The following is a 22,073-nucleotide window of genomic DNA, read 5'->3' as shown; positions in this document are numbered from 1 at the left end:
TTTAATTTGAGAGATTCATTCATTTACGAATTTTACCATAATAATTCTAAAAATTATCTTTCACAAATTTTAAACGCACCAGGGAGAAATTTCGACATTGATATAGATGGGAAAAAATACCCTTTAAATATCAATGACTTTAGTGATGTATCAAATGTTAAAGGAACGTATACATCATCTTATAGAAATTATGAAGATGCCAATTTAAACTTTGAATTACTCTTAGAAATATTAAAAAAAAGTTACTTTATAGACAATAGTGAGTTAGGAATTAAATCACTAACACCTTCAGCGGGAGGGATGTATCCAGTTGAAATATATGTTTTAACATCCGCTAGTCATTCGATGAAAGGAACATATCATTATATTAGAAATGAGGCGAAACTTAATTATATTAGAGATGCAATTGAATTTAGTTCTTTTCTCCCGGATAATAATAGTTTTGTTCAAAACGCTTCCTTTGTAATTGTTATGACCGCTCGAATGGAAAACATAATTAATAAATACGGTGCTAGAGGCTATAGGTATGCTCTCATCGAAGCGGGGCACATTGGCCAGAATATTTCTAGAGCAGTTACAGAACATCAAGATATCGGTTGTTGTGCTATCGGTGGATTTTATGACGACAAACTACATAACTTACTTAATCTACCATTAAATGAAGTACCCCTATATTTATATTGTATTGGTAAGAAAGGAGTTACAAATGAAAGATTTTAAAGAATACCTTGAATTATTAAAAATAGATGAATATATGCTGACTCATTTTACGAGGTTTGAGATACTCTCTAAGATTATCTTAAATCATCAGTTGTATATTCCTTTTGATACAGTTAGAATGTTTCACGATTATAACTCCGAGAAAAATTTAAAAGAGCTTTATTCAGATGTAGATCAATATATAAACTCAATTAAGAATAATGGTTATGGAGGGACATGCATTCATCTAACATGGGGTCTTTATAATCTTTTGCAATATCTTAACTACGAGGTAAAAATAATAAGATTTGAGGAAGAGCATTTTGCATTAGTTGTGAGCTGTGATTCGAAAGAATACTATGTTGATGTTGCTTTTTGGGCCCCATTATTTAAACCCTTTCCTTTAAAAAGTGATTGGATAGTAACTAATCATGCTCACACTGTTGAATGGAGATATTCTCAAGAAAAAGAGAGCGGTGTGTTACTTTGTGGAGGAGAACCAGCAAAAACATGGGATGGGAAATTTCTAAATGAAGATGAATTTTGGTGGTTTTCGGAAGAATTCATGAAAAAGGATAATAATACTTTTCTTCAAAATTTATATCTAAATAAATGGAGAGATGAAGATACTTTTTTGTTTATAGTTAACGATTGCTATAAAGTATTCCACAAAGGGAAAAAGATAGAAGAAATAAATTTTGACGCTAGAAGCAAAGACGAGTTCAAAAAAATAATAGACAATAATTTTAATGTAGTAGGTGAGGAATACATCAAATATTTTATAAATCTCGAAAAAGTGAAGGTGAGTGATTAGATATATTTTATGTAATTAATTTAATTTATAAACCAATTAATGAAATAAACGAACTACTTTCAAAGTTTGGTTCAAAACTTAATGTCAGTCAATTAATAGAATTAGGATTTAGTGAGATAATACATGAGATGAAAGATAATATGTATGAAAATATAGAAAATGAAGTATTCAACTTTATTAATTCAGCGAGTAATAGACTAATAAAAGTACCTACGAATGTGTATTTACTCCCATTTGTAACGAAAGATTTAACCTTTGTAGAAAAAATGAATGGAGTTGTTGCACATACAGATGGAAACAATACTATTTATATTTATCTAAATGTAAAAAGAAGAGTGAGTATGGATAATATTAAAAGTATTTGTTTTCACGAATATCAGCATGTAGTTCGAAACTCTATTGTAGAATCAAAGGAATCCAAAACTTTGTTAGATGTAATCATAGATGAGGGGTGTTCAGAAGTTTTTGTTGAATATGCACTCGGTAAGGAGTATGTAGGAAAATGGGCAACAGTCTTAAGTAAAAATGAAATAAACAAGTATTTAGAAATGTTTAAACACAAGTTAGAACTAACAGAACCGTATGAGATACAAAAATTTATGCTTGGTAATTCATCGGAATATCCATTGTGGTTAGGATACTCGATGGGATATCATCTAGTTTATAACTATAAAAATAATGAGTTTGTAAAAGACTTTGAAAGTTTAATAAGGATCAATCCGTACCAAGTTTATTTAAAATCTGGTTTCATAATTAACCAATAGGTGATCAATATATCATTTATTTTATGGGTAAAAGTGTGGATCCTGTTGTTATGAAGAGATATCTTTTTAATTAGCTTAAACTATACAATATAATAGATTGTATTTAAAGCACTTTTAAAGCGTTCAGTGAAGAGTTTAAGGAACGTGCACATACTCGTTAAAAAATAGGAGCGAAAATAGTGAATTAAAGAATAGACGCGGGTATGATACGGCAGTAGCTTCGGGTCTATTTAGTGAGGGGAAAAAAGGTTCAACAACCATCTTCGCCCTTCGCCGTGAATTTGAAACGAATCATTTACACGTTTAAAAGAAAAAAAGTAAAAAGACAAATTCTTGTAAATATGAACAAGAATTTGTCTTTTTACTTTTTCAACAATAAAAACCGTATGTTTTGTGCCCTCAAATAGGTCTGTTTTAGCTCTGTATAATTCCAATTTTGGTGGTAACGCTAACAGAGATAGTAATAATGAAGGGGAGAATATATTATGGACTCATTTCAACCGAATTGTTGGTCGGAGCATGAAGAGCTTAAGGTTGTTATGCTTTGTGCACCTTCAAAATTAGATGTAACAGATTTAACAATAGCTGAAAATGTAGGATGGAGTGCTGCTGTCAATCATGTAAAAGCTATGGAGAATTTCATGGAATTTAAGACAGCGCTAGAAAATGCGGGTGTCCATGTTATTGACTATTCGAAAGAGCTAACAAATGATGAGAAAACAGTAAGTGAGCAACTTATTAATAGGTACTTTGTACGCGATCTAGCCTGTGTTTTAGGAAATAGTATTTTCCTTGGAGAGGCAGGTAGCTCGCTAAGGCGTCCAGAGTATCCACATGCTCATTCAGTATTGGAAAAGTGGTTTCCAGAAAAATTTTTAAACATTAAACAACCGTCTACTGCTTTAGAATGTGGAGATGTGCTGATTTTAAATAAGGATGCCGTACTTATTAATATTGGAATGAGAACAACGTTAGAGGCTGTGGAAAGTATCAAGGAGCGCATCTTCCAAGAAGGATTTTCGGAAATTGCGATCATTGATTTGCCAAGACGTTCCGATACACTTCATTTAGATATGAATTGTAATGTGACGCACGCTAATCTGCTACTAGCTAAAAACTTTATACGTTATTTTCCTGTACACGTGTTCACAGCTCAAACAAGTCGTTTTGAAATGACAGAGCAATTTTTAAATCACCATGGCTTTGACGTTTACTGGCTTGAAAAATATAATACAATCCCTGATATCAATTTTATTAATCTTAATCCCGAAACACTGTTGATTAGTAAGCAAGCAACGAAGCAGCAATGGACGAAGCATCCACTATTGCAAAAGAAGAATTTGATAGAAATTAACGTCACGGAGCTTGAAAAAGGCGGTGGTGGCATTCGTTGTATGACATTGCCATTGGTAAGAAAGTAGAAAAAAGTAGGAGGGTTGATCAAAATGACATCTAAAACAAGTAAAGGAAGGTTGTCTTGGTGGCAGCTTTCGCTTCTCGGTATAGGTTGTACACTTGGAACAGGATTTTTTCTTGGGACAAGTATGGCCATTCATAAAAGTGGTCCTGCTGTTGTGATTCCTTTTTTGTTAGCGGCGATTGCTACGTACATTGTCTATGACGCTCTTGTGAAGATGTCAGTTGACAATCCAGATAAGGGTTCATTCCGTACTTATGCAAAGCAAGCTTTTGGCAATTGGGCAGGATTTAGTAATGGCTGGATTTACTTGATTTCTGAGATGCTTATTATGGGTAGCCAATTGACGGCGCTTGGTATTTTCACAAAGCTGTGGTTTCCGACACTGCCATTATGGGTTGCTGCGTCTATTTATGCTGCACTTGGATTAGCCGTTATTCTTACAGGTATGAAGGGCTTTGAAAAATTTCAAAATATTTTTGGTGCGTTAAAAGCAGCAGCGGTTGTGATGTTTATTATAGTAGCGGTTGTCTTAATAATAAAAGGATTTAATTCGGAATCAACGACACTCGATGCACTGCATGCAAATTATGAAGAATTTTTCTCACAAGGTGTGAAAGGACTATGGCTTGGGCTGTTATATGCCTTTTATGCATTTGGTGGAATTGAGGTTATGGGATTAATGGTCATTGATTTAAAAAATCCTAAGGAAGCACCGAAAGCCGGAAAAGTGATGCTTATTGCTATAACTGTCATTTTTCTAATGGCTATTATGCTTGCCTTGGCGCTTGTTTCTTGGAAGGACTTTAATATTGAGGAGAGCCCATTTATTACAGCGCTTAACGGTTATCACATACCTTTTTTTGCAGACATTTTTAATGGCGTGTTAATTATTGCTGGTTTTTCAACAATGGTAGCCTCTTTATACGCGGTCATAACGATTCTCATTACGTTGGCAGAAGATCATGATGCTCCAACGGCTTTGGCGAAAAAAGGGAAGATGAAGATTCCATTTCCTGCATTCCTTTTTTTAACGAGTGGTTTAATCATCACTATTGTTATAGGCTTTCTTATGCCAGAAAAGATTTTTGAATATTTGGTGACAGCTGCAGGCTTAATGCTAATTTATAACTGGCTCTTTATATTAGTGACATATAGCAAGCTAATGGAGCTGTCGAAGTGGGAGCATGTGAAGAATGGTATCGGGATGTTGCTCATAGTGGTGACGGTGTCTGGGACGTTAGGGGAAAAAACAAGCAGACTCGGTTTTTTCGTGAGCCTGCTTTTTATCATCATCATAGCAATTGCGACTTGGCTTGTCATGAAAAGGCAAAAACACGGTAAGCAAATCTAATGTTGTTCTTTATTCTGCGGAAAAATCAGAGAATGTTGCATACGTAAAAATGGACATTTCGATGGACTACTATTATCATCACTTAAAAAATACTGTTTCCATTCATAACTACCTTCTTGCCCATACCATTTTAAATCGGTATGAGCTGGAATAGCATCGTATTCGGTAATGCGTTGACGAATAAGTCTCTTTAATTTTCGACCAAAGGCAGTAGAGTTGTTCATTTCTTCAAATATCCAGCGTGGTTGAAATACCATTAATAAAGTGGAAAAATTACGACTCTTGCGTAATTTATGTGCGGGCGTTGCACAAGACACAAAATAAGGCTCACCGTTAAAACAAAATTCCCATTCATGATGCGATGGATCGGTTGGAATTTCCTTTGGCCAATCGATCTCATCAAATTTAGTTAAATTGTTTAAAATTGACCAAAATAAATTTCGATAATGCTCAACATCGAAGTTTGTATGCATATCATTAGGGGTTTTGAAGAAAATGGTATGTGTTGTATATTTTCCATATGTTTGAGCGCACTTATCGTATTCCTTTAAGCATAGTGCTAACGTCTTTATCGATTGCTCGTCTCGTGGATCTCCGATAAAACTATAGCGAAGCTCGTTCGATAAAAACCCTTTTCTAGCTGGAATACAGGGGAACGTATTTGCTTCATCTGCAACCATAGCAGCGAAGTCGGTATATGCTGACTGTTGCCATAATGGAAGTGTTTCAAAATGTTCTTCGATCCACTTCTTGTCTAACACTGCTACTTCCACTTATGTCTCCTCCTTCTATACATCCTTATACTATTAAAAAGTGTGCAAATGGGTGACGATGTATAAGCATTAACGTTTTTTAAATGCAAAAGCAAGAGGGATTCCCACTAAATAGTTCAGGACTTATTTATAGAAAAAATGATTAATGATAAGATAAAGTTCTGACAATCATAAAATACATATAGCTCGATCATTAAGGTCAGATAAAATGAAGGGATGAAGGCAAATGAATTCTCCAAATATAAAATTAACAAATCGCATGTTAAGGATTTTTCAGAATGCGGAAAAAGAAGCTTCCTCTTCACAACATAAAGTGTTACAGCCTATTCATTTTTTACTTGCTTGTTTAAAAGAAAAAGAGGGGGTGCTTGGCGAAATAGTATTCAAATGTACTATAGATAAAGCTTCTATAAGAAACTTGGTTAATGAACTTGATCTAAAATCAGACATGAATGTTACAAGCCATAATTTATTTAGTGTTCCAATAACAAATGATGTTTTAACAGTATTGGAACAAGCAACTTGTTATATGCAAAACTATAACCAGGTTTATATAAATGAAGGTCACTTTCTGAAAGCATTAATAAAGACGAATATGCTTGAGGGATTCGTTTCAGAAGAAGATACGAAAATGATTTTAAAGCTTGGTACCACTTCACGGGATATGGTTACTCATCTTCACAATTACAGTTTCCCAGATGTGATTTCTAGCAGTATTCGTAGAGTCGAACGTGATGATAAGAACAAGCTAATTCATTTTGTAGAAAGTCATTTTTCGCAAGATTGGTCAGAAACGATTAAAAGTGCATTTTTTAGTACTACGCCTTCCATATATGTAGCTTTTGATAATAAGGGAGATCTTGTTGGATTTGCTGCATTTGACGTTTATCAAAATAAAAAATGTTATTTTGGCCCAATGGGTGTAGCGAAATCTAATCGAGTGAAGGGGATAGGATATTCCCTCCTCCATCATTGTTTAAAAGATATGCATGAGATTGGATATGAATATGCAATTATCGGAGGAGCAGGTCCAATCGAGTTTTATGAAAAAGCTTGTTATGCTGTCGTCATCCCTGCTACCAACATTTAAGGAGAAAGTTATGAATATAGTTCAAGCAAACACTATTTCACCAGCTATTAGAAAACTACTTTCATTTGCAACTTCGGATAAAAAAGTTCAACAAGAGTATGAAAAATATATACTTTTATCGAATAGGACATTATATAGCTTCGAATCCGAAGTTGAGATAATTGGTTGTATTGGAATAGAACAAATCAGTTTATCAAAGTGTGAGATTAAACATATCGCCGTATTAGCTAATCAAAGAGGAAAAGGCATTGGCAGTAAAATGATTAACTTTATAGCATGTAAGTACCCATCAATTGTTGCTGAAACGGATTATGAGGCAGTAGATTTTTATCGACGCTATGGTTTTTTCGTAATTAGCCTAGGAGAGAAATACCCAGGTGTGGAACGTTTTCTATGTCAATATAATAAACAGTGAAAAAACCTGCATTGCTTTTCCTAATGAAAAGCAATGCAGTTTTTTTTATGATTTTGGATTAAAGACCTTTTCATCAAGAATGTTTAGTGCATTATGAATGTCCTCTAAATCTTTTTTAGATGCATGTTGGATAAGTTGTTGAAAGCGCTCTTCTATACAGTTGAATGCTTTCTCCATTATTTTTTCTCCATCTTCTGTAAGGCAAACATAGTGCTTTCTTCGATCTTCGGTATCGCTAATTTTTTCAATAAACTTTCTTTCCTGTAATTTTCGTAATTCTCGACTTGTATTAGGTAGGGACATATGCTGGCAATCACTAATTTCAGTAGGTGTAACTGGCTGACTTACTTTTATATATTCAAGAATTTTATATTGAACTGGTGTAATATTATCGATTTTAACGTTTTGAGTTAGTTCGTGCGTTACTTGGTGTACCGCTGTTGTAAAAGCTACGAACTGATTAAATAATTGTTTTTTGTCCAAATGGGTTCACCTCTTACAGACAAGATAACAAAAAACTTATCTTAAAACAATTATCATTTGACAACTAAAATTATATAGTTTACTATTTTGTTATCAAATGATAAGTAATGGAGGACGCATGATGAATACATTAATTATTTATACATATCCCAATCATAAAAGTTTGAATTATGCTTTTTTGCAGGAGGTTATGAAGGGTTGTCATGAAAATCCACTCATAAATGAGATTCAAGTATTAGATTTATATGAAGAGCAATTTAATCCGCTTTTAGTATTTCATGAACATAAACGACGTCGTGATATGTTTCGTGATCCAAAGCTTGAGAAATATCGAGAACAAATTAGTTGGGCTGATAAAATCGTTTTTGTTTATCCGATATGGTGGGGGAGACCACCTGCAATGCTTTTAGGGTATATTGATCAATTGTTTGCGGCCAACTTTGCTTATAAAGATAAAAAGGGACTATTTCCTGAGGGGCTTTTGAAGGGAAAATCTGTGGTGTGTATTTCGACAATGAAAGGGCCAACAAAATATCCACTATTATGGCTGAATAATGCTCATAAAATATTAATGAAAAGAGCGCTATTTAATTTTGTTGGCATTAAACAAGTGAAGTTTTTTGAATTTGGCAATATGGAAAGTAAAAAGGGGAGACAACGCAGAAAACTCGAAAAAATTTATCAATATTTTAGGGAAATAGCTTACTAGTTTACCTGTTTAATAGACTCGTGCAGACGAAGAAAGAATCTCCTATTCGTTTGCACGAGTCACATTGGCTTCTAACGGTAAGGTTACAAAAAACGTTGTAAATTCACCAAGTTTGCTTTCCACAGTAATTGTGCCGTTATGCATATCGGCGATTTTCTTGACAATAGATAGTCCTAAACCACTGCCTCCATTCTCAGCTGTCCTCGATTGGTCCGCCTTATAAAATCGTTCGAATACATGCTTTTGTTGTTCCGCCGTTAAACCAATACCATTATCATGAATGGCAATGGTGATTGTGTCTATTTGCTTCGTCATAGATAGTGTAATCATGCCAGCAGCTGGCGAGAATTTAATGCTGTTGCTTAGTAAATTCATCCATACTTGATTCATTAAATCTTCATCAGCCATTATCGAAATGTTTTCTAATTGCAGATCCATGTCGATATTTTTGGCTAGCCAATTTGGCTCAAGGGTAAGGACGACATTGCGCAATTGCTTATCGAGTCGGTAATGTCTCGGCTCGAAGGGATGGTGTTGTGATTCTAATGAAGTTAGCTTAAGTAAATTGTCACTAATTTTTGATAGTCGATTACTCTCCATCTCAATGATTGTTAAATAATGCTGTCGCTTATCCTCAGGGAGGTCAATGTTTTTCAATGCTTTAGCAAAGCCATTAATAGATGTTAGAGGCGACTGAATTTCATGAGAGACATTTGAAATAAATTCTTGGCGCATTCTTTCTATCTCGCCTAATTCGACTGCCATATGGTTGATGCCATGTATTAATTGACCAAATTGATCTTCGTCATCTGCTTTAAGATCTAATTTGACAGAAAAGTCACCTTTTGCAATCCGGCTTAATGCATCTACAATCGTATTCCAATAGTTCCGTTGTCTTTTTAACCCAATTAAAAAAGTGATGATGACTGAGCAAGCAAAGAGAACAAAAACGCCAATTACGGTCCATAATTGAAGCCAGAAACCTTTTGGATGTATGCCTAACCATTCATAAATCCAGGCCGTTATATGGTAGGAAAGAAAAGCAAAGACGATGCTAATGATAAGAAGAAGCATTAGAGTTAAAAAAAGCTTTAAAAAATTTTTTAGTCTTCTATGGTAGGAAAGAAAAGCAAAGACGATGCTAATGATAAGAGGCATTAGAGTTAAAAAAAGCTTTAAAAAATTTTTTAGTCTTCTCATGAAACAAGTTCCAATCGATAGCCTAGGCCACGAATCGTGCGAATAGCAAACCCACTTATTTCTTGTGGGAAACGCTGACGAAGTCTTTTTATGTGAACATCCACTGTACGTTCATCACCCTCGTAGTCAAATCCCCAAATTTCTTCGATTAATTGTTCACGTGAAAAAGTTTTCCCAGCATAGCTTGCTAAGGTAAATAAAAGTTCGAATTCCTTTAAACGAAGTATAAAAGGTTGCCCATTAAAGAGTACTTCATGTGTATTACGATTAAGCTTAACATTGCCAGCTTCCACAAGTTGAGATAGTGAAATGCGGTATCTCTTAAGTATTGATTTAACACGGACAATTAGCTCTGCAGGCTCAAAAGGTTTCACAAGATAATCATCTGTTCCAAGATGAAAGCCTTTTACCTTTTGAGAGGTTTCTCCCTTTGCAGTAAGCATCAAAATAGGCAGATTATCATTGAATGAACGTATTTCTTCGCATAATTCCCAGCCGTCCATATTTGGCATCATAATGTCCATGATAATCATATCCACCTTATCAGAATCCAATTTGGACAGTGCATCCACACCGTCCGTAGCTTCTATTACTTCTAAACCTTCATTTTGTAAAAATACCTTTACTAATTCTCGAATATGCGCATCATCATCTACAACTAATAGTTTTGTCATGCTAACAAATCCCTTCGTTATTCTTCTTTAATACGTAATTGTTGTATGGCAAACTCTCGATACATGTCATGAGTCTCAAATAGAGAATCATGTGAGCCGCAGCCCGTGATATGTCCTTTCTCCACAAAAAGTATTTGATCGGCATCTACTACCGTAGAAAGGCGGTGTGCAATGACAAGCGTTGTTCTTCCTTGCATTAAATTATCTAATGCTTTTTGAACATAGATTTCCGACTTACTATCTAGACTAGATGTTGCTTCATCTAACATTAATATTTGAGGGTCGCGCAAAAGTGCTCTGGCGATAGATATTCGTTGTCGTTGACCGCCAGAAAGCTTAATACCTCGTTCTCCGACTTCTGTATCAAATTGCTCTGGTAATTCATTGATAAATTGATCGGCATAGGCCATTTTGGCAACTCGCTCAAGCTCTTCATCCGGCACTTCTCTATCAATGCCATAGCAAATATTTTCGCGAATCGTACCAGACAGCAGTGCACTCTCCTGAGCAACATAGCCGATTTGGCTTCTCCAAGAATGTAATGAGTACGTGTTGATAGGGGTTTCTCCAAGTGTAATACGTCCGTTAGTAGGCTGATAATATCGCTCTAACAGGGAAAATGTTGTTGTTTTTCCTCCACCACTAGGTCCCACAATGGCCGTAACTTTACCTGGTTTAATGGTAAAATTAATATTCGATAAAATTAAGTCTTCTCCATATGCAAAGTCAACATTTTTTACATTAATCGGTTGATCCACTTTTTCTAATGTTTTTCCTTCAAAAATATCTTCTTCTTCATGCTCAAGTAATGCACTAATTCGCTCTGTAGCACCCATTGCTTTTTGAAGCTGTGTAAAGAACATTGTTAATTGGGTCATCGGCATGATGATTTGGATTAAATATAAAATAAATGCTACCATGTCGCCAGCTGTAAGCTCGCCTGAAGAAACTCGTACACCGCCATAACCAATAATGGCTACAAGGACTGACATTAAGACAAACGAAATGAGTGGCGAAATAAGCGCATGGATTTTAGCTTCTTTTAAGCCAAACGTAAAGAGGTTAGTAATTCCTTTCTTGCCACGCTCATATTCTATAATTTCGGCATTTGACGCTTTAACTAATCGTGTTTCTGGTAAAACTTGATTGAGCACTGCTGTAAATTTTGCTGTCTCATCTTGCATACCTTTTGAAATGACAAACATACGTCTTCCTAACAGCATTAAAATAATCATAGCAAGCGGAACAGCAATCAGCATGACTAAGGTCATTTTCCAATCTAAAATTAATAGAATAATGACTGATCCAATAATAGAAATAACGCCTGATAAACAATTCGCAAGGTGTTCCGTAATGAGCTCCTTGACTACAGATGTGTCATTCGTAACACGACTTAATGTTTCACCTGTATCGTTCTCATCGTAATAAGGAATTGGTAAATGAAGTAGCTTTCTCCATAGCTGATCTCGTAATGTCGCGACAACATGATGTCCGACACGATTTAAATAGTAAATGGAAAGTCCACCCGCAATAGCCTGCGCGATAAAAGCAATACCTAACAAAAGTATTTGCCAATAATCAAGCGATGCTAATGAAAAACCATCGACTAATTTTTTTGTAAATAACGGCACGATAAAGCCAACGCCCGTAGTTGCTAAACTCATCATTAATGCAATAATTAAAAGCCATATCGGTGGCTCAGCCTGTTTGACTAAGCGAACAAAGCGCCGCCAATCCTTCAGTTTTGTGGTATCTTTTGATGCCTCCTGCAAAGTGAATCCTCCTTCAATTTCATCAACAATAAAATATGAATCTTATATGTTACTAACTATAGCATGCCTATATGAACCGAATATGAAATGAGGTGAGATGATAAGGAAAAAGGTTACTCAAAATTCTGAGTAACCTTTTCGTGTGTCCATGGTGTGCTTATTCAAGAGCATGTTAAAACATTCATTGCTATTACACTATTAACCAGTAAAATCATTCTATCGAATGACTATCCAATAAGTCGATAGATTCTTAATGCTAATTGTAATTGGAGTAACCAAAAAGACGACTATGCCTCATGGTGAGGGGAAATCGACTTTTTCTGTTTTCCTAAGAGGGCTGGCTTTTTCTAATGTTTCAAATAGTGAATACTCTGGGGTAAGTAGGTATAACTGCACCAAGAGTATTGGTAAATGAAAAATAAATAAAAGTAGTTCCTCTTTTTGGATTTATATCATATAATAAACATAAACCGACAGTCGGTCTATTATTTAAAATATATCTCTTGCCATTTGCAAAATAGTCACCATGTTAACATTTCAAAAATCTTAAAGTATTATTTTAGTAAACATGGTGACTAAATAGAGAGGTGCTACATATGGATTTTAATCTGTTATTGAAGGAATTGCATTTTATGCAGCAAAGTTATGCGACATTGTTTTCAGTTGTCAATAAAGTTCAAATAAGAGGAGATGAATATTTAGAAGTATTAACTTCTAGACAGCATATGGCTCTAATTGCCATTGCCCATTTACCAGTAGAAAATACAACACTCGTAAATATCGCCAAAAAGCTTGGTACAACTAAGCAAACTGCGAATAAGTTAATAACGAGTCTGGTGAAAAAAGGATATGTTCAAACGATACCAAGTAAATTAGATAAAAGATCGATCAATGTCGAGATTACTTCAGAGGGAAAAACAGCTTTAATTGCTTGTTCGGAGAAGTCTACTTACTTTTTAGCAGATATCTTTAAAGACTTTAAAACAGAGGAAATTGAAACATTGTGGAAGCTATTACAAAAACTCTATCGTTTTGACGGTGAGGAATTAGATGGGTATGAAGAAACGGTAAATATGGAGGTAGAGGAGCCAGAACCGATTTCGGACTTCCAAGAGAGAGTTTTAACGGAGTTATTAAAACGGCGATATGGAGATGAAGAACGTCATGATTAAAGGAGATACATCATTTTTTTTTCATCAAAAAGCGAAAAAGACTGAACAGAAGTTAAAAGAAAAAGTTTATCTTATGAAACATAAAATAAAAAAATCTACGTATGACGTTAAGGGAAAATTTCATCGGAAATCAAAGATTAGTCGCACTGGAAATTATGTATCTATTATCGTGGGACTCTTGTTGCTAATAATTTCTTGGAGTGCGCAAATTGAGTGGCTCATTTGGTTAAGTAATATGAGTATTTTTAGTAATGTACTTCTTCTTGCGATACAAAAAAATAATTTATTTTCAGGCGTGTAGATTGGGGGAAAATAGAATTATCATTGAGTGATAATAGGATTTTTTTGTTGCTATTTTGCTAATATATTCCCATTTTAACTGATTGTAGCGTAGGGCTACTCGACTCCCGCTCCCCCAGGAAAGCAAGTAGCCCGTAGCGGAAATCAGAGCCTTCTAATTAGGGTGGATAAAAATGGTTAATCAACACACCTGATTAATTTTCTTAGTCATTGCAATATACACATTCAAGATGGGCGTGAATGTTAATTACTTTAATAGTTCTAAAAGGAAGGGGTCTAATGAATGGAATCACAGATTAAAAGAAAAGGTTTTTCAAAAGATTTTAACCTGATGGTGCTTGGGCAAATTATTTCTATTTTAGGATCTGCGCTGTTAAGGTTTGCCTTATCACTTTATGTACTAGATATTACAGGACGTGCAGATCTTTTTGCAGTACTATTTGCGATATCGAGTGTCCCAATTTTACTTGCACCGCTTGGAGGAGCAATTGCTGATAGGTTTAATCGACGTAATTTAATGGTGATTTTCGATTTTACAAGTAGCCTAATTGTTTTTATTTTCTTTGCAATGCTAGCAATGGGTAATAGCTCTGTTTTGCTTATTGGTGTTGTGATGGTACTACTTTCCTTTGTTAGTGCTATGTATGCGCCTGCAGTGATGGCCAGTATTCCGGTTCTTGTAGAAGAGGAAAAGCTTGAGCAAGCCAATGGAATTGTTAATGGTATTCAAGCATTGTCTAATGTAGCTGCTCCTGTATTAGGAGGAATACTGTACGGTTTGATTGGCTTAAAAGTGCTCGTCGTGTTGAGTGGTGTGTTCTTTTTCCTTTCTGCCATATTAGAGATGTTTATTCATATACCATTTATTCAACGAGAGCAAAGCGAACATATTATTCCCACGCTTGTCAATGATTTGAAAGAGGGCTTTAGCTATGTAGTGAAGCAATCTTTTATATTCAAATGTATGATTTTAGCGGCATTATTAAATTTATTATTAACACCGTTGTTTGTAGTAGGGGTCCCTATTATTCTCCGTGTTACAATGCAAAGTAGTGATACATTGTATGGAGTAGGGATGGGGTTAATTGATTTTGCTACAATTTTAGGAGCTTTATCTATGGGGTATTTTGCGAAAAAAATGGGTATCAATAATTTGTATATTTGGATTTTTATCACTGCTTTGTTGATTGTCCCAATGGCTCTAGCGGTCACGCCTCTGCTGCTTAATATTGGCTATTATCCATCCTATACTTTATTTGTTGTTAGCGCACTTTTAATCGCTATGATTATGACGATCATTTCTATTTACGTTATTACAGTTGTTCAAAAAGAAACACCAAATGAAAACTTAGGGAAGGTCATGGCTATCATCATCGCCGTTTCACAATGTATGGCACCAATTGGGCAAATATTGTATGGCTTATTATTTGAAGCATTTAGTGTTAAAGTCTACGTTCCTATTTTAATGATTAGTATTGCCATGGTAGTGATGGCAATAGCAACAAAGAGAATTTTACGATTTGAAAAGAGCGAGGCAGCTAAATGATTGACAAGAAATCTGTTGATCTATGTTTTACTCTTCAATATTGAGAATTCGAAACAAAAATCAATTATGCCTTGGCATAATTGCATCCGGAATCGACTTTGTGCTTAGGCCTGAATGAGGGCCAACACGATGTCGGTCATTTCGATAATGCCACAGGACGTGGCGTTCTTAAACTGAGTTCCTCTATTCAGCGGATGTTTGGACACCCGCTGAAAGAAGTTAAATACTGACTATCATTTTCAGATGATTAACCTTTGAGTCCCTTAATGCACAGCAAAAGGGGCTCTTTTTTGTAGATAAAAAAATTAGGTGTGTTGCTTAGGGAAATATAGGCTTATTATGGACCGATTAAAGGATCTTTTTGTTGATATTTTGCTTATGTGTACCCATTTTTAGGGATTGTAGCGGAAATCAGCGTATTCTAATTAATTTAAGTAGATAAAAATGGTTAATTAACACCCTAATATTTCGTTGGTTTGGTAAAAAAATCTTGACCTTCAAGTTAGTTGAAGGTTTACATTGAAATTAAGAGAGGTGTGATGATTTGAAAAAACATATGACAATTCAAGAATTCTCTGAAAGAACAGGTATAGCCAAAAGCACATTACGCTTTTATGAAACCAAAAATTTACTGTTACCGGAGGAAAGAAGTTCAAATGGCTATCGGGTGTATTCGGATAGTCAAATTGCAACAGTAAAGTTAATATCCACTTTGCGATTATCAGATGTATCTATTCATGAAATTCAAAGTTATTTACACGAGCAGGATGAAACGACTCGCCAAGAAATGATGAAAGTATGGATTCAAAATATGAAGCAAAAAAGAGAGCTGTTGGATATTAGCCTACGTTACTTGGAAAGTAATTCCATTCGAGATGATATCTATTTGATTGATAAAAATGATGAAAAAATTATTTGGTATACAGCTCAATCCACAACAGGTAAATTTGGAGCCCATTTTGAAAATAGAGCAAGCGAATTAAAACAATTAAATATTAACATTAAAAGTTATTATTTGAATTATTTATCAGGTCAAGATGTAATCAAAGCTCAAATCGGCTTTGGTGTTCCAGCAGATACAAAAATAAATGATATACCTGATAGTGATTTCATTGAACATATGCCTTCTTGTATATGTCTGGCATTACCATTTAAAGAAAAAATGTCAACGATCAAGGAAGGATACATAAAATTACTTCAATACGCGCTTCAACATAAATGGGTGCCGTCACGCTCCATTCTTGAGTGGTATCGAGGTGATGATTTTACTCAACTAGATTTATTGTTACCTGTAATGCAGATTGAGCAGGGATAAAAGGACTGGGGATAGTTTGAAGGAGGGGCAATATGAAACGATTCATCCGCTTTTGTATGAAAAATGCTTTAACAATGATATTCGTAATACCTCTGATTATTGTTGGAGGAATTTATTCATTACAAACATTACATAGTGAGAAATACCCGAATATTGATATTCCATATTTAACAGTAGTTATTCCTTATCAAGGCGCCTCACCCGAACAAGCGATGAATGATATAGGGGAGCAAATGGAAAGGGAATTTATGAAACTGGAAGGGAGAAAAAATGTATATACAAACGGTGTCGCCAATGCCGTATATTCAACTATTGAATTTGAAATGGCAATGGATATGAAGGAAGCAGAGCAGCTCGTAAGGAGAAGTGTAGATAAATTACAGTTGCCTAAATTTGCAGGGGAACCGAGGGTTGAATTAACTAAAGCTGGTGGAAACCCAATAATTTTCTCAATGGGTATATATGCTACAGAAAAAAATGACGAAGTTCAAACCTTTGTAAAGAATACTATAATTCCACAACTTTCTGTAATAGAAGGTATAAGTGATATAGAAATCAGTGGAACCACTGAAAAGTTTGTTTTTATTCGACTCCTGCCACATCAATTGATGGCAAGGGGAATTACATTAAACGATGTTCGAGAAGCTATTTTGGCAAATAATCTTTCGATGCCGACTGGAGACATCTCCATTTCAAATGAAGTATTGCCAGTGCGAATAAATAGCGAGCTAAAATCTATTGAGGATATTAAAGACATAAAGCTTTTTACTAAAGAAGTAAATTCGCAAAACATTACAACCACGAGTTTAGGAGAAATAGCTGAAGTTTCATATGAAAGTGAATACACAAACAATATGACACGCATTAACGGAAGGCAGGGCGTAAGTTTCAGTATTATACCTGAAGGTGGAGCTAATGCAGTAGCAATCGTTGATCAAGTGAAAAAAGAAATAAATAATTTAGCTATTCCGGAAGATTATAAAGTCGAAATCTTACGTGATCAATCCATTGAAATTAATCAATCGGTCCATTCTATGCTACGTGAAGTATTTTTAGGGGCATTAATGACAATCATCATCACCTTATTATTTTTAAAAAATATACGTTCAACTATTATTGCCGTCATCTCCATCCCGGTCTCAATTTTTGCATCTTTTCTTTTGTTGAAGGCAATGGGATATACATTAAATATTATGACACTTGCTGGTATTGCTGTAGCAGTTGGACGAGTGGTAGATGATTCAATTGTCGTCATTGAAAATATATTTAGAAGAGTAAGAGCTTCAAAAGAAAGAAATGTAGAATTAATAGAGCAGGCTACAAGTGAAGTAGCATCTGCGATTACTTCCTCAACGATAACAACTGTTGCTGTATTCTTACCACTTGCCTTTGTGCCAGGAATTGTAGGAGGTTTTTTTAAGCCACTTGCATGGACCATTGTGATTTCATTGTTAATTTCATTAATTGTTGCTGTAACTGTTGTTCCAATATTGTCAAAGATCTTTTTGTTAAAAATTACTCCTAAAGAATCACATGAAAATAGACTTCAAACTTGGTATCGAAATAGTTTGACTTGGGTTTTACACAATCGTTTAGTTACTTTAACCGTGGCAATATTAATTTTGATAGGTTCTATTTTCATTATTGCACCGAAGCTAGGGACAACCTTCTTGCCACAAGAGAAAGTGAATGATTTCAAAATCGACATCACAATGGCAAAAGGAACAGCTCCAATGAAAACAGCTGACGTCGTAAGTAGAGTAGAAAATATATTATTAGATCAAAAGGACATCAACCTTATAAATACTAATATTGACGGACACTCTGAAAGTGCAACGATTTCATTCGTTGTCAATGATTCTGTTGGAAATTTGACCGACTATGTAAATGACGTTCGACAACAATTAACAACGATAACTGAACCAGAGGAAGTGACAGTATCAGGGATTGGTGGAATTATAGGAGGAGCAGAAAGCAGATACACACTAGTTGTAAATGGGGCGGATTTTGAGGATATTAAAAAAGCAAGTGAGCAGATTACAACAGCTTTAAATGAAGTACAAGGAATGGAGGATGTGACAACATCTTTAGAAGGAGAAGTACCTGAAATCGTTTTCGATTTGGATGATAAAAAACTTGCTGAAAAAAGAATAACTTCAGCTATAGTTGCACAAAGTCTTCGAACAATCATTAATGGGGATGTAGTAACGACCATGAGAGTTGAAGAGGAAATGAGAGAAGTGAACCTAGGATTGAAGATGGGTGAGGTTACATCTCTAAAAGATTTAGGACAGCTCCAAATTAGTAATGCAATGGGAATGCCAGTCTTTCTTCATGAACTGGGAGAACTAAAGAGGGTTAATAATATAACTTCAATTACTCATCTAAATGGTAATGAATATATCATGGTGTATGGAACTATTACTGATGAAAAAGTAGGAGATGTAACTGCTCAAGCAGATAAGGTAATTAATAACTTACGGCTTCCTGAAAATATTAGCTATTATAAGGAAGGTGTATCTGCATCGATGGATGATGGTTTCAAAGATTTGTCGATTGCCATAGCAATTAGTGTTATCTTAGTTTATTTGGTTATGGTTTTTACCTTCAAAGAAGGAAAAGCACCGTTTGTTATCTTGTTCGCTATTCCATTTTCTATTATTGGTGCATTAATTGGACTTTATATAATGAAGGAACCAATCGGTATGCCAGCAATGATCGGTTTGCTCATGTTAAATGGAATTGTCGTAACGAATGCTATCGTTCTAGTCGATAAAGTGAAGCAATTTGAAAGATGTGGAATGACCAAACAAAAAGCTTTAATTGAAGCAGGGGTCGTACGTATTCGTCCGATTTTGATAACTGCTATTGCAACAATGGGCGCATTAATCCCAATGGCTATTTCGAATGAAACTGGGATGATATCAAAGTCTCTTTCTGTTGTAGTTATAGGTGGACTATCTACTTCTACTTTTTTAACATTATTTATCGTCCCTATTCTTTATAGTCTATTAAAAAAGAATTAAAATCATAGAGAGGCTGGACATAAGTATATTTTCAAGGAAAAGAATTTTTTTACATCAGAAAAGCGCGAGAAATCAACGTTTCTAAAATTGATTTCTCGCGCTTTTTAAGCGTTTGACCAGTTTTGTCCCAGCCTTTTATATTTGTAACATTAGTACCATCTTCTTCTCCGACGCCTAACAGGTATCCTTTGTCGAGCTTGAATCTCAGTAAATGGGAAGATTGGTTGAGGAATGCTTTCACTATCCGACACTTTATGAATTTGATGTTCCGGGAGTTCTACATTTGAAAAAGTGATATTTTTAGTATTGTTCAAGAATGGTGTAGATAGCTGATTATATTCCACATTGTCTACTAAATAAGCTGTTTCAGTAGAGCGAGTAATGTTTTGAGTAGTAGTTAAGAGGGGAATAGTTTGCGGATTATATTCTACTTCGTCTTCTAAATAAGTTGTTTGCAAAGAAGCATGAGCGTATTCTATTGTTTCTTCTGTGGGAGTGATGTGTGGAATATTGTTCAAGAGTGGTACAGTGTGCTCATTATTGCCCGTAACAATAGTAGAGTCGTCGTGATGCTGTTCTTGTGAATGCTCTACTTCATGCTGGATTTCAGCATGTTGCTCTTGCACAGGGTGAACGTCCTTCATGACGAGTATTGGTCGCATCATGTCATGATCTTCATGTTCTAGGAAATGACAATGCCACATATAATGGCCGACATGATCTTTCCAATGCATAATAATTTTCGTAACCTTCCCTGCTTCCGCCTTTACAGTATCCTTCCAACCTTGCTCATAGTTACGCGGTTTTTCAGAGGGACCTGTAAATTCCAGTCTACCTTCATTTTGATATAGCTCCATATCGAAAGGGCGCCGTTCTAGTATTTTAAATTGAATTAAATGTAGATGAATAGGGTGATCAAACTGTGTGGCATTCAAAAAATTCCATATCTCTATACTATCAAGTGCGGGTTTTTCAGTAGTAGGGTCATGATACATTCGATTATTTAATAATAACATTGGTCGACCAAAATCATCTGTCGTAGCGGTTAATGGTAAATGTCTCTCGATATGTGCATCGTGTGAATGTAAATCCATTGATACTGCAAGCCTTTCTGGTATTTCACTAGTATCCTCACACTTTAGAGGAAGACACACGTTAAACTGCATGATTTCTTTTGTATGTTCATCAATGAAATCTTCATCAGAATTGACTAACGTTATTTCTTGACCTTCATATTTTGAAAAATCGACAATGATATCTGTTCGTTCTGCCGGCAATAGCTCGACAGATTGAATTTCTTGAGGAGCTGTTAATAAGCCCCCGTCTGTTCCGATTTGTATCATAGGCTCACCATTTGACAGGCTAATAACATAACCTCTTCTATTGGAGCCATTCAGAAAACGAAATCTATATTTACGAGGTTCGACATTTAAATAAGGCCAAACTTTCCCGTTTGCGACGATGGTATTACCAACAAAGCCAGGTGTAATAGATGGGTGTACGGGTACTGGGAATGGTGGTTCATCAGGATAGTAAAGAGAGCCGTCTTCATTAAACGATTTATCTTGAATTAAGATAGGGTACTCATAGTCACCACAAGGTAGGTTAGAACGCTCCTCAAGCGAATCCCGAAGTAAATAAAAACCCGCTAATCCCGCATACACATTTAAACGAGTTAGCGCCATTGCATGATCATGGTACCACAGTGTAGTACCGGGTTGATGATTGGTATATTCATGTATTTCTTTACTGAATTTTGGGCCTGTTTGCGCATAATCTCTTGTATACCATGCCTCGGGATGGCCATCACTTTCCCAATCTACATTTGCGCCATGTAAATGTGTAACAGTTCTTACTTCCTTTGAATCGTTTGCCGCATGAAGTGAAAAATCAACGGGTAAAAAGTGCTTTAAGGGCAATTGGTTACTATATCTAACATAAATGCTTTTGTCTTTTATAGCCTCAATTGTCGGTCCGGGATAAAGCCCGTTATAGCCCCAGATGATGGATTTGGGGAAATCTTTATGGAAACAATGCTCTGCTTGCATCATTTTAAGTTCATAATAATCTTTTCTCTGTTGGCCTTTATAATATTTAGGTTTAGCGGTAACCGGTTTTGGCAGCTCATCCACAAATTTTGGTATTGTCGCTGGATCTGTAGGATTAACTTCTTTAGTCAAAACATCACGTCCCTTTTCAATTCTTAAAATTGCTCATTTCCTCATCATATGGGTAAAAATAATAGGCAACAAGGACAATAATGGAGATATTTGTGCTAATAAAAAAATATCTACATTTAATCATCTGCAGGAGTTCGACATTTAAAGAAAAGAATAGGGTATATGAACTGCCAGAAGAGGCTTTAAAGCGGAGGTGTGAGCATGGGTGTTTGTGTCAATTAGAGCAAGTAGGTTGATACTTATTCCGCACTAAAAATGACGCTCATGCGAACTGTGTTATATGTGAATTGTCATTGGTTTTTAGCGAAAATTTTACTTCCTATTGGCAATTGTGAATAGGAATTTTTATATTGAAAGAGTTATCATTTTA

At 35.3% G+C, this 22,073-nt stretch carries 19 protein-coding genes; 13 read left to right on the top strand and 6 right to left on the bottom strand.

Features of this window, described 5'->3' with window-relative positions:
• The first annotated feature begins 6 nt into the window (after positions 1–6).
• The 5 genes from ACIQLB_RS00830 (at position 7) to ACIQLB_RS00810 (ending at position 5,048) form a co-directional block, all read left to right on the top strand.
• Positions 7–720, top strand: coding sequence for a SagB/ThcOx family dehydrogenase (locus ACIQLB_RS00830; RefSeq protein ID WP_400719825.1), 714 nt, complete (start codon positions 7–9; stop codon positions 718–720).
• Positions 707–1,513 (top strand): arylamine N-acetyltransferase, encoded by an 807-nt coding sequence (locus ACIQLB_RS00825; protein ID WP_400719824.1) that lies wholly within the window; start codon positions 707–709, stop codon positions 1,511–1,513. Before ACIQLB_RS00830 ends, ACIQLB_RS00825 begins: the two co-directional genes overlap by 14 nt.
• Positions 1,514–1,641: 128 nt before the next feature.
• On the top strand, positions 1,642–2,277 hold the full coding sequence (locus ACIQLB_RS00820) for a DUF2268 domain-containing putative Zn-dependent protease (protein ID WP_400719822.1): 636 nt from the start codon (positions 1,642–1,644) through the stop codon (positions 2,275–2,277).
• 485 nt (positions 2,278–2,762) lie between these two features.
• Positions 2,763–3,698 (top strand): arginine deiminase family protein, encoded by a 936-nt coding sequence (locus tag ACIQLB_RS00815; RefSeq protein ID WP_400719820.1) that lies wholly within the window; start codon positions 2,763–2,765, stop codon positions 3,696–3,698.
• A gap of 24 nt (positions 3,699–3,722) precedes the next feature.
• On the top strand, positions 3,723–5,048 hold the full coding sequence (locus tag ACIQLB_RS00810) for an amino acid permease (RefSeq protein ID WP_400719818.1): 1,326 nt from the start codon (positions 3,723–3,725) through the stop codon (positions 5,046–5,048).
• On the opposite strand, the gene ACIQLB_RS00805 is transcribed toward ACIQLB_RS00810, so the two are convergent.
• Positions 5,045–5,821: a YqcI/YcgG family protein gene (locus ACIQLB_RS00805; protein ID WP_400719816.1), complete on the bottom strand. Its 777-nt coding sequence runs from the start codon at positions 5,819–5,821 to the stop codon at positions 5,045–5,047. The two genes, ACIQLB_RS00810 and ACIQLB_RS00805, sit on opposite strands and share 4 nt — an antisense overlap.
• 226 nt (positions 5,822–6,047) lie before the next feature.
• Here ACIQLB_RS00805 and ACIQLB_RS00800 point away from each other — a divergent pair, with 226 nt between their 5' ends.
• Both ACIQLB_RS00800 and ACIQLB_RS00795 read left to right on the top strand, forming a co-directional pair.
• Positions 6,048–6,911, top strand: a complete 864-nt coding sequence (locus ACIQLB_RS00800) for a GNAT family N-acetyltransferase (protein ID WP_400719814.1) — start codon at positions 6,048–6,050, stop codon at positions 6,909–6,911.
• A 10-nt stretch (positions 6,912–6,921) separates the two neighbouring features.
• A complete protein-coding gene (locus tag ACIQLB_RS00795; protein WP_400719812.1) occupies positions 6,922–7,326 on the top strand; it encodes a GNAT family N-acetyltransferase in 405 nt (134 codons plus the stop codon).
• 45 nt (positions 7,327–7,371) lie between these two features.
• Here ACIQLB_RS00795 and ACIQLB_RS00790 read toward each other — a convergent pair whose 3' ends face one another.
• A complete protein-coding gene (locus ACIQLB_RS00790; protein ID WP_400719810.1) occupies positions 7,372–7,809 on the bottom strand; it encodes a MarR family winged helix-turn-helix transcriptional regulator in 438 nt (145 codons plus the stop codon).
• Positions 7,810–7,930: 121 nt separating this feature from the next.
• Between ACIQLB_RS00790 and ACIQLB_RS00785 the strand changes: the two genes are divergently transcribed.
• Positions 7,931–8,518 (top strand): NAD(P)H-dependent oxidoreductase, encoded by a 588-nt coding sequence (locus ACIQLB_RS00785; protein ID WP_400719808.1) that lies wholly within the window; start codon positions 7,931–7,933, stop codon positions 8,516–8,518.
• A gap of 42 nt (positions 8,519–8,560) precedes the next feature.
• Here the strand turns inward: ACIQLB_RS00785 and ACIQLB_RS00780 are convergent, their stop codons facing one another.
• The 3 genes from ACIQLB_RS00780 to ACIQLB_RS00770 form a co-directional block, all read right to left on the bottom strand.
• Complete coding sequence (locus tag ACIQLB_RS00780) at positions 8,561–9,592, bottom strand: HAMP domain-containing sensor histidine kinase (RefSeq protein ID WP_483869698.1); 1,032 nt, start codon at positions 9,590–9,592, stop codon at positions 8,561–8,563.
• 122 nt (positions 9,593–9,714) lie between these two features.
• On the bottom strand, positions 9,715–10,392 hold the full coding sequence (locus tag ACIQLB_RS00775) for a response regulator transcription factor (protein WP_400719804.1): 678 nt from the start codon (positions 10,390–10,392) through the stop codon (positions 9,715–9,717).
• Positions 10,393–10,409: 17 nt separating this feature from the next.
• Entirely contained in the window at positions 10,410–12,164 is a 1,755-nt protein-coding gene (locus ACIQLB_RS00770; protein ID WP_400719802.1) for an ABC transporter ATP-binding protein, read from the bottom strand.
• A gap of 596 nt (positions 12,165–12,760) precedes the next feature.
• Between ACIQLB_RS00770 and ACIQLB_RS00765 the strand changes: the two genes are divergently transcribed.
• From ACIQLB_RS00765 to ACIQLB_RS00745, 5 genes are all read left to right on the top strand, one after another.
• A complete protein-coding gene (locus ACIQLB_RS00765; protein WP_400719800.1) occupies positions 12,761–13,336 on the top strand; it encodes a MarR family winged helix-turn-helix transcriptional regulator in 576 nt (191 codons plus the stop codon).
• Positions 13,329–13,637 (top strand): hypothetical protein, encoded by a 309-nt coding sequence (locus tag ACIQLB_RS00760; protein WP_400719798.1) that lies wholly within the window; start codon positions 13,329–13,331, stop codon positions 13,635–13,637. The genes ACIQLB_RS00765 and ACIQLB_RS00760 overlap by 8 nt, the downstream gene beginning before the upstream one ends.
• 282 nt (positions 13,638–13,919) lie before the next feature.
• Positions 13,920–15,182, top strand: coding sequence for an MFS transporter (locus ACIQLB_RS00755; protein ID WP_400719796.1), 1,263 nt, complete (start codon positions 13,920–13,922; stop codon positions 15,180–15,182).
• 544 nt (positions 15,183–15,726) lie between these two features.
• Entirely contained in the window at positions 15,727–16,497 is a 771-nt protein-coding gene (locus ACIQLB_RS00750) for a helix-turn-helix domain-containing protein (protein WP_400719794.1), read from the top strand.
• Between the two features lie 32 nt (positions 16,498–16,529).
• A complete protein-coding gene (locus ACIQLB_RS00745; protein ID WP_400719792.1) occupies positions 16,530–19,523 on the top strand; it encodes an efflux RND transporter permease subunit in 2,994 nt (997 codons plus the stop codon).
• Positions 19,524–19,672: 149 nt separating this feature from the next.
• Here the strand turns inward: ACIQLB_RS00745 and ACIQLB_RS00740 are convergent, their stop codons facing one another.
• Positions 19,673–21,703 (bottom strand): multicopper oxidase family protein, encoded by a 2,031-nt coding sequence (locus tag ACIQLB_RS00740; RefSeq protein WP_400719790.1) that lies wholly within the window; start codon positions 21,701–21,703, stop codon positions 19,673–19,675.
• Positions 21,704–22,073 lie beyond the last annotated feature (370 nt).

The organism is Lysinibacillus sp. NPDC092081 (genome assembly GCF_044755845.1).
Taxonomy (GTDB): domain Bacteria; phylum Bacillota; class Bacilli; order Bacillales_A; family Planococcaceae; genus Lysinibacillus.
Note: the sequence above shows the minus strand (reverse complement) of the source record. Positions and strands in the feature narration are given on the sequence as shown.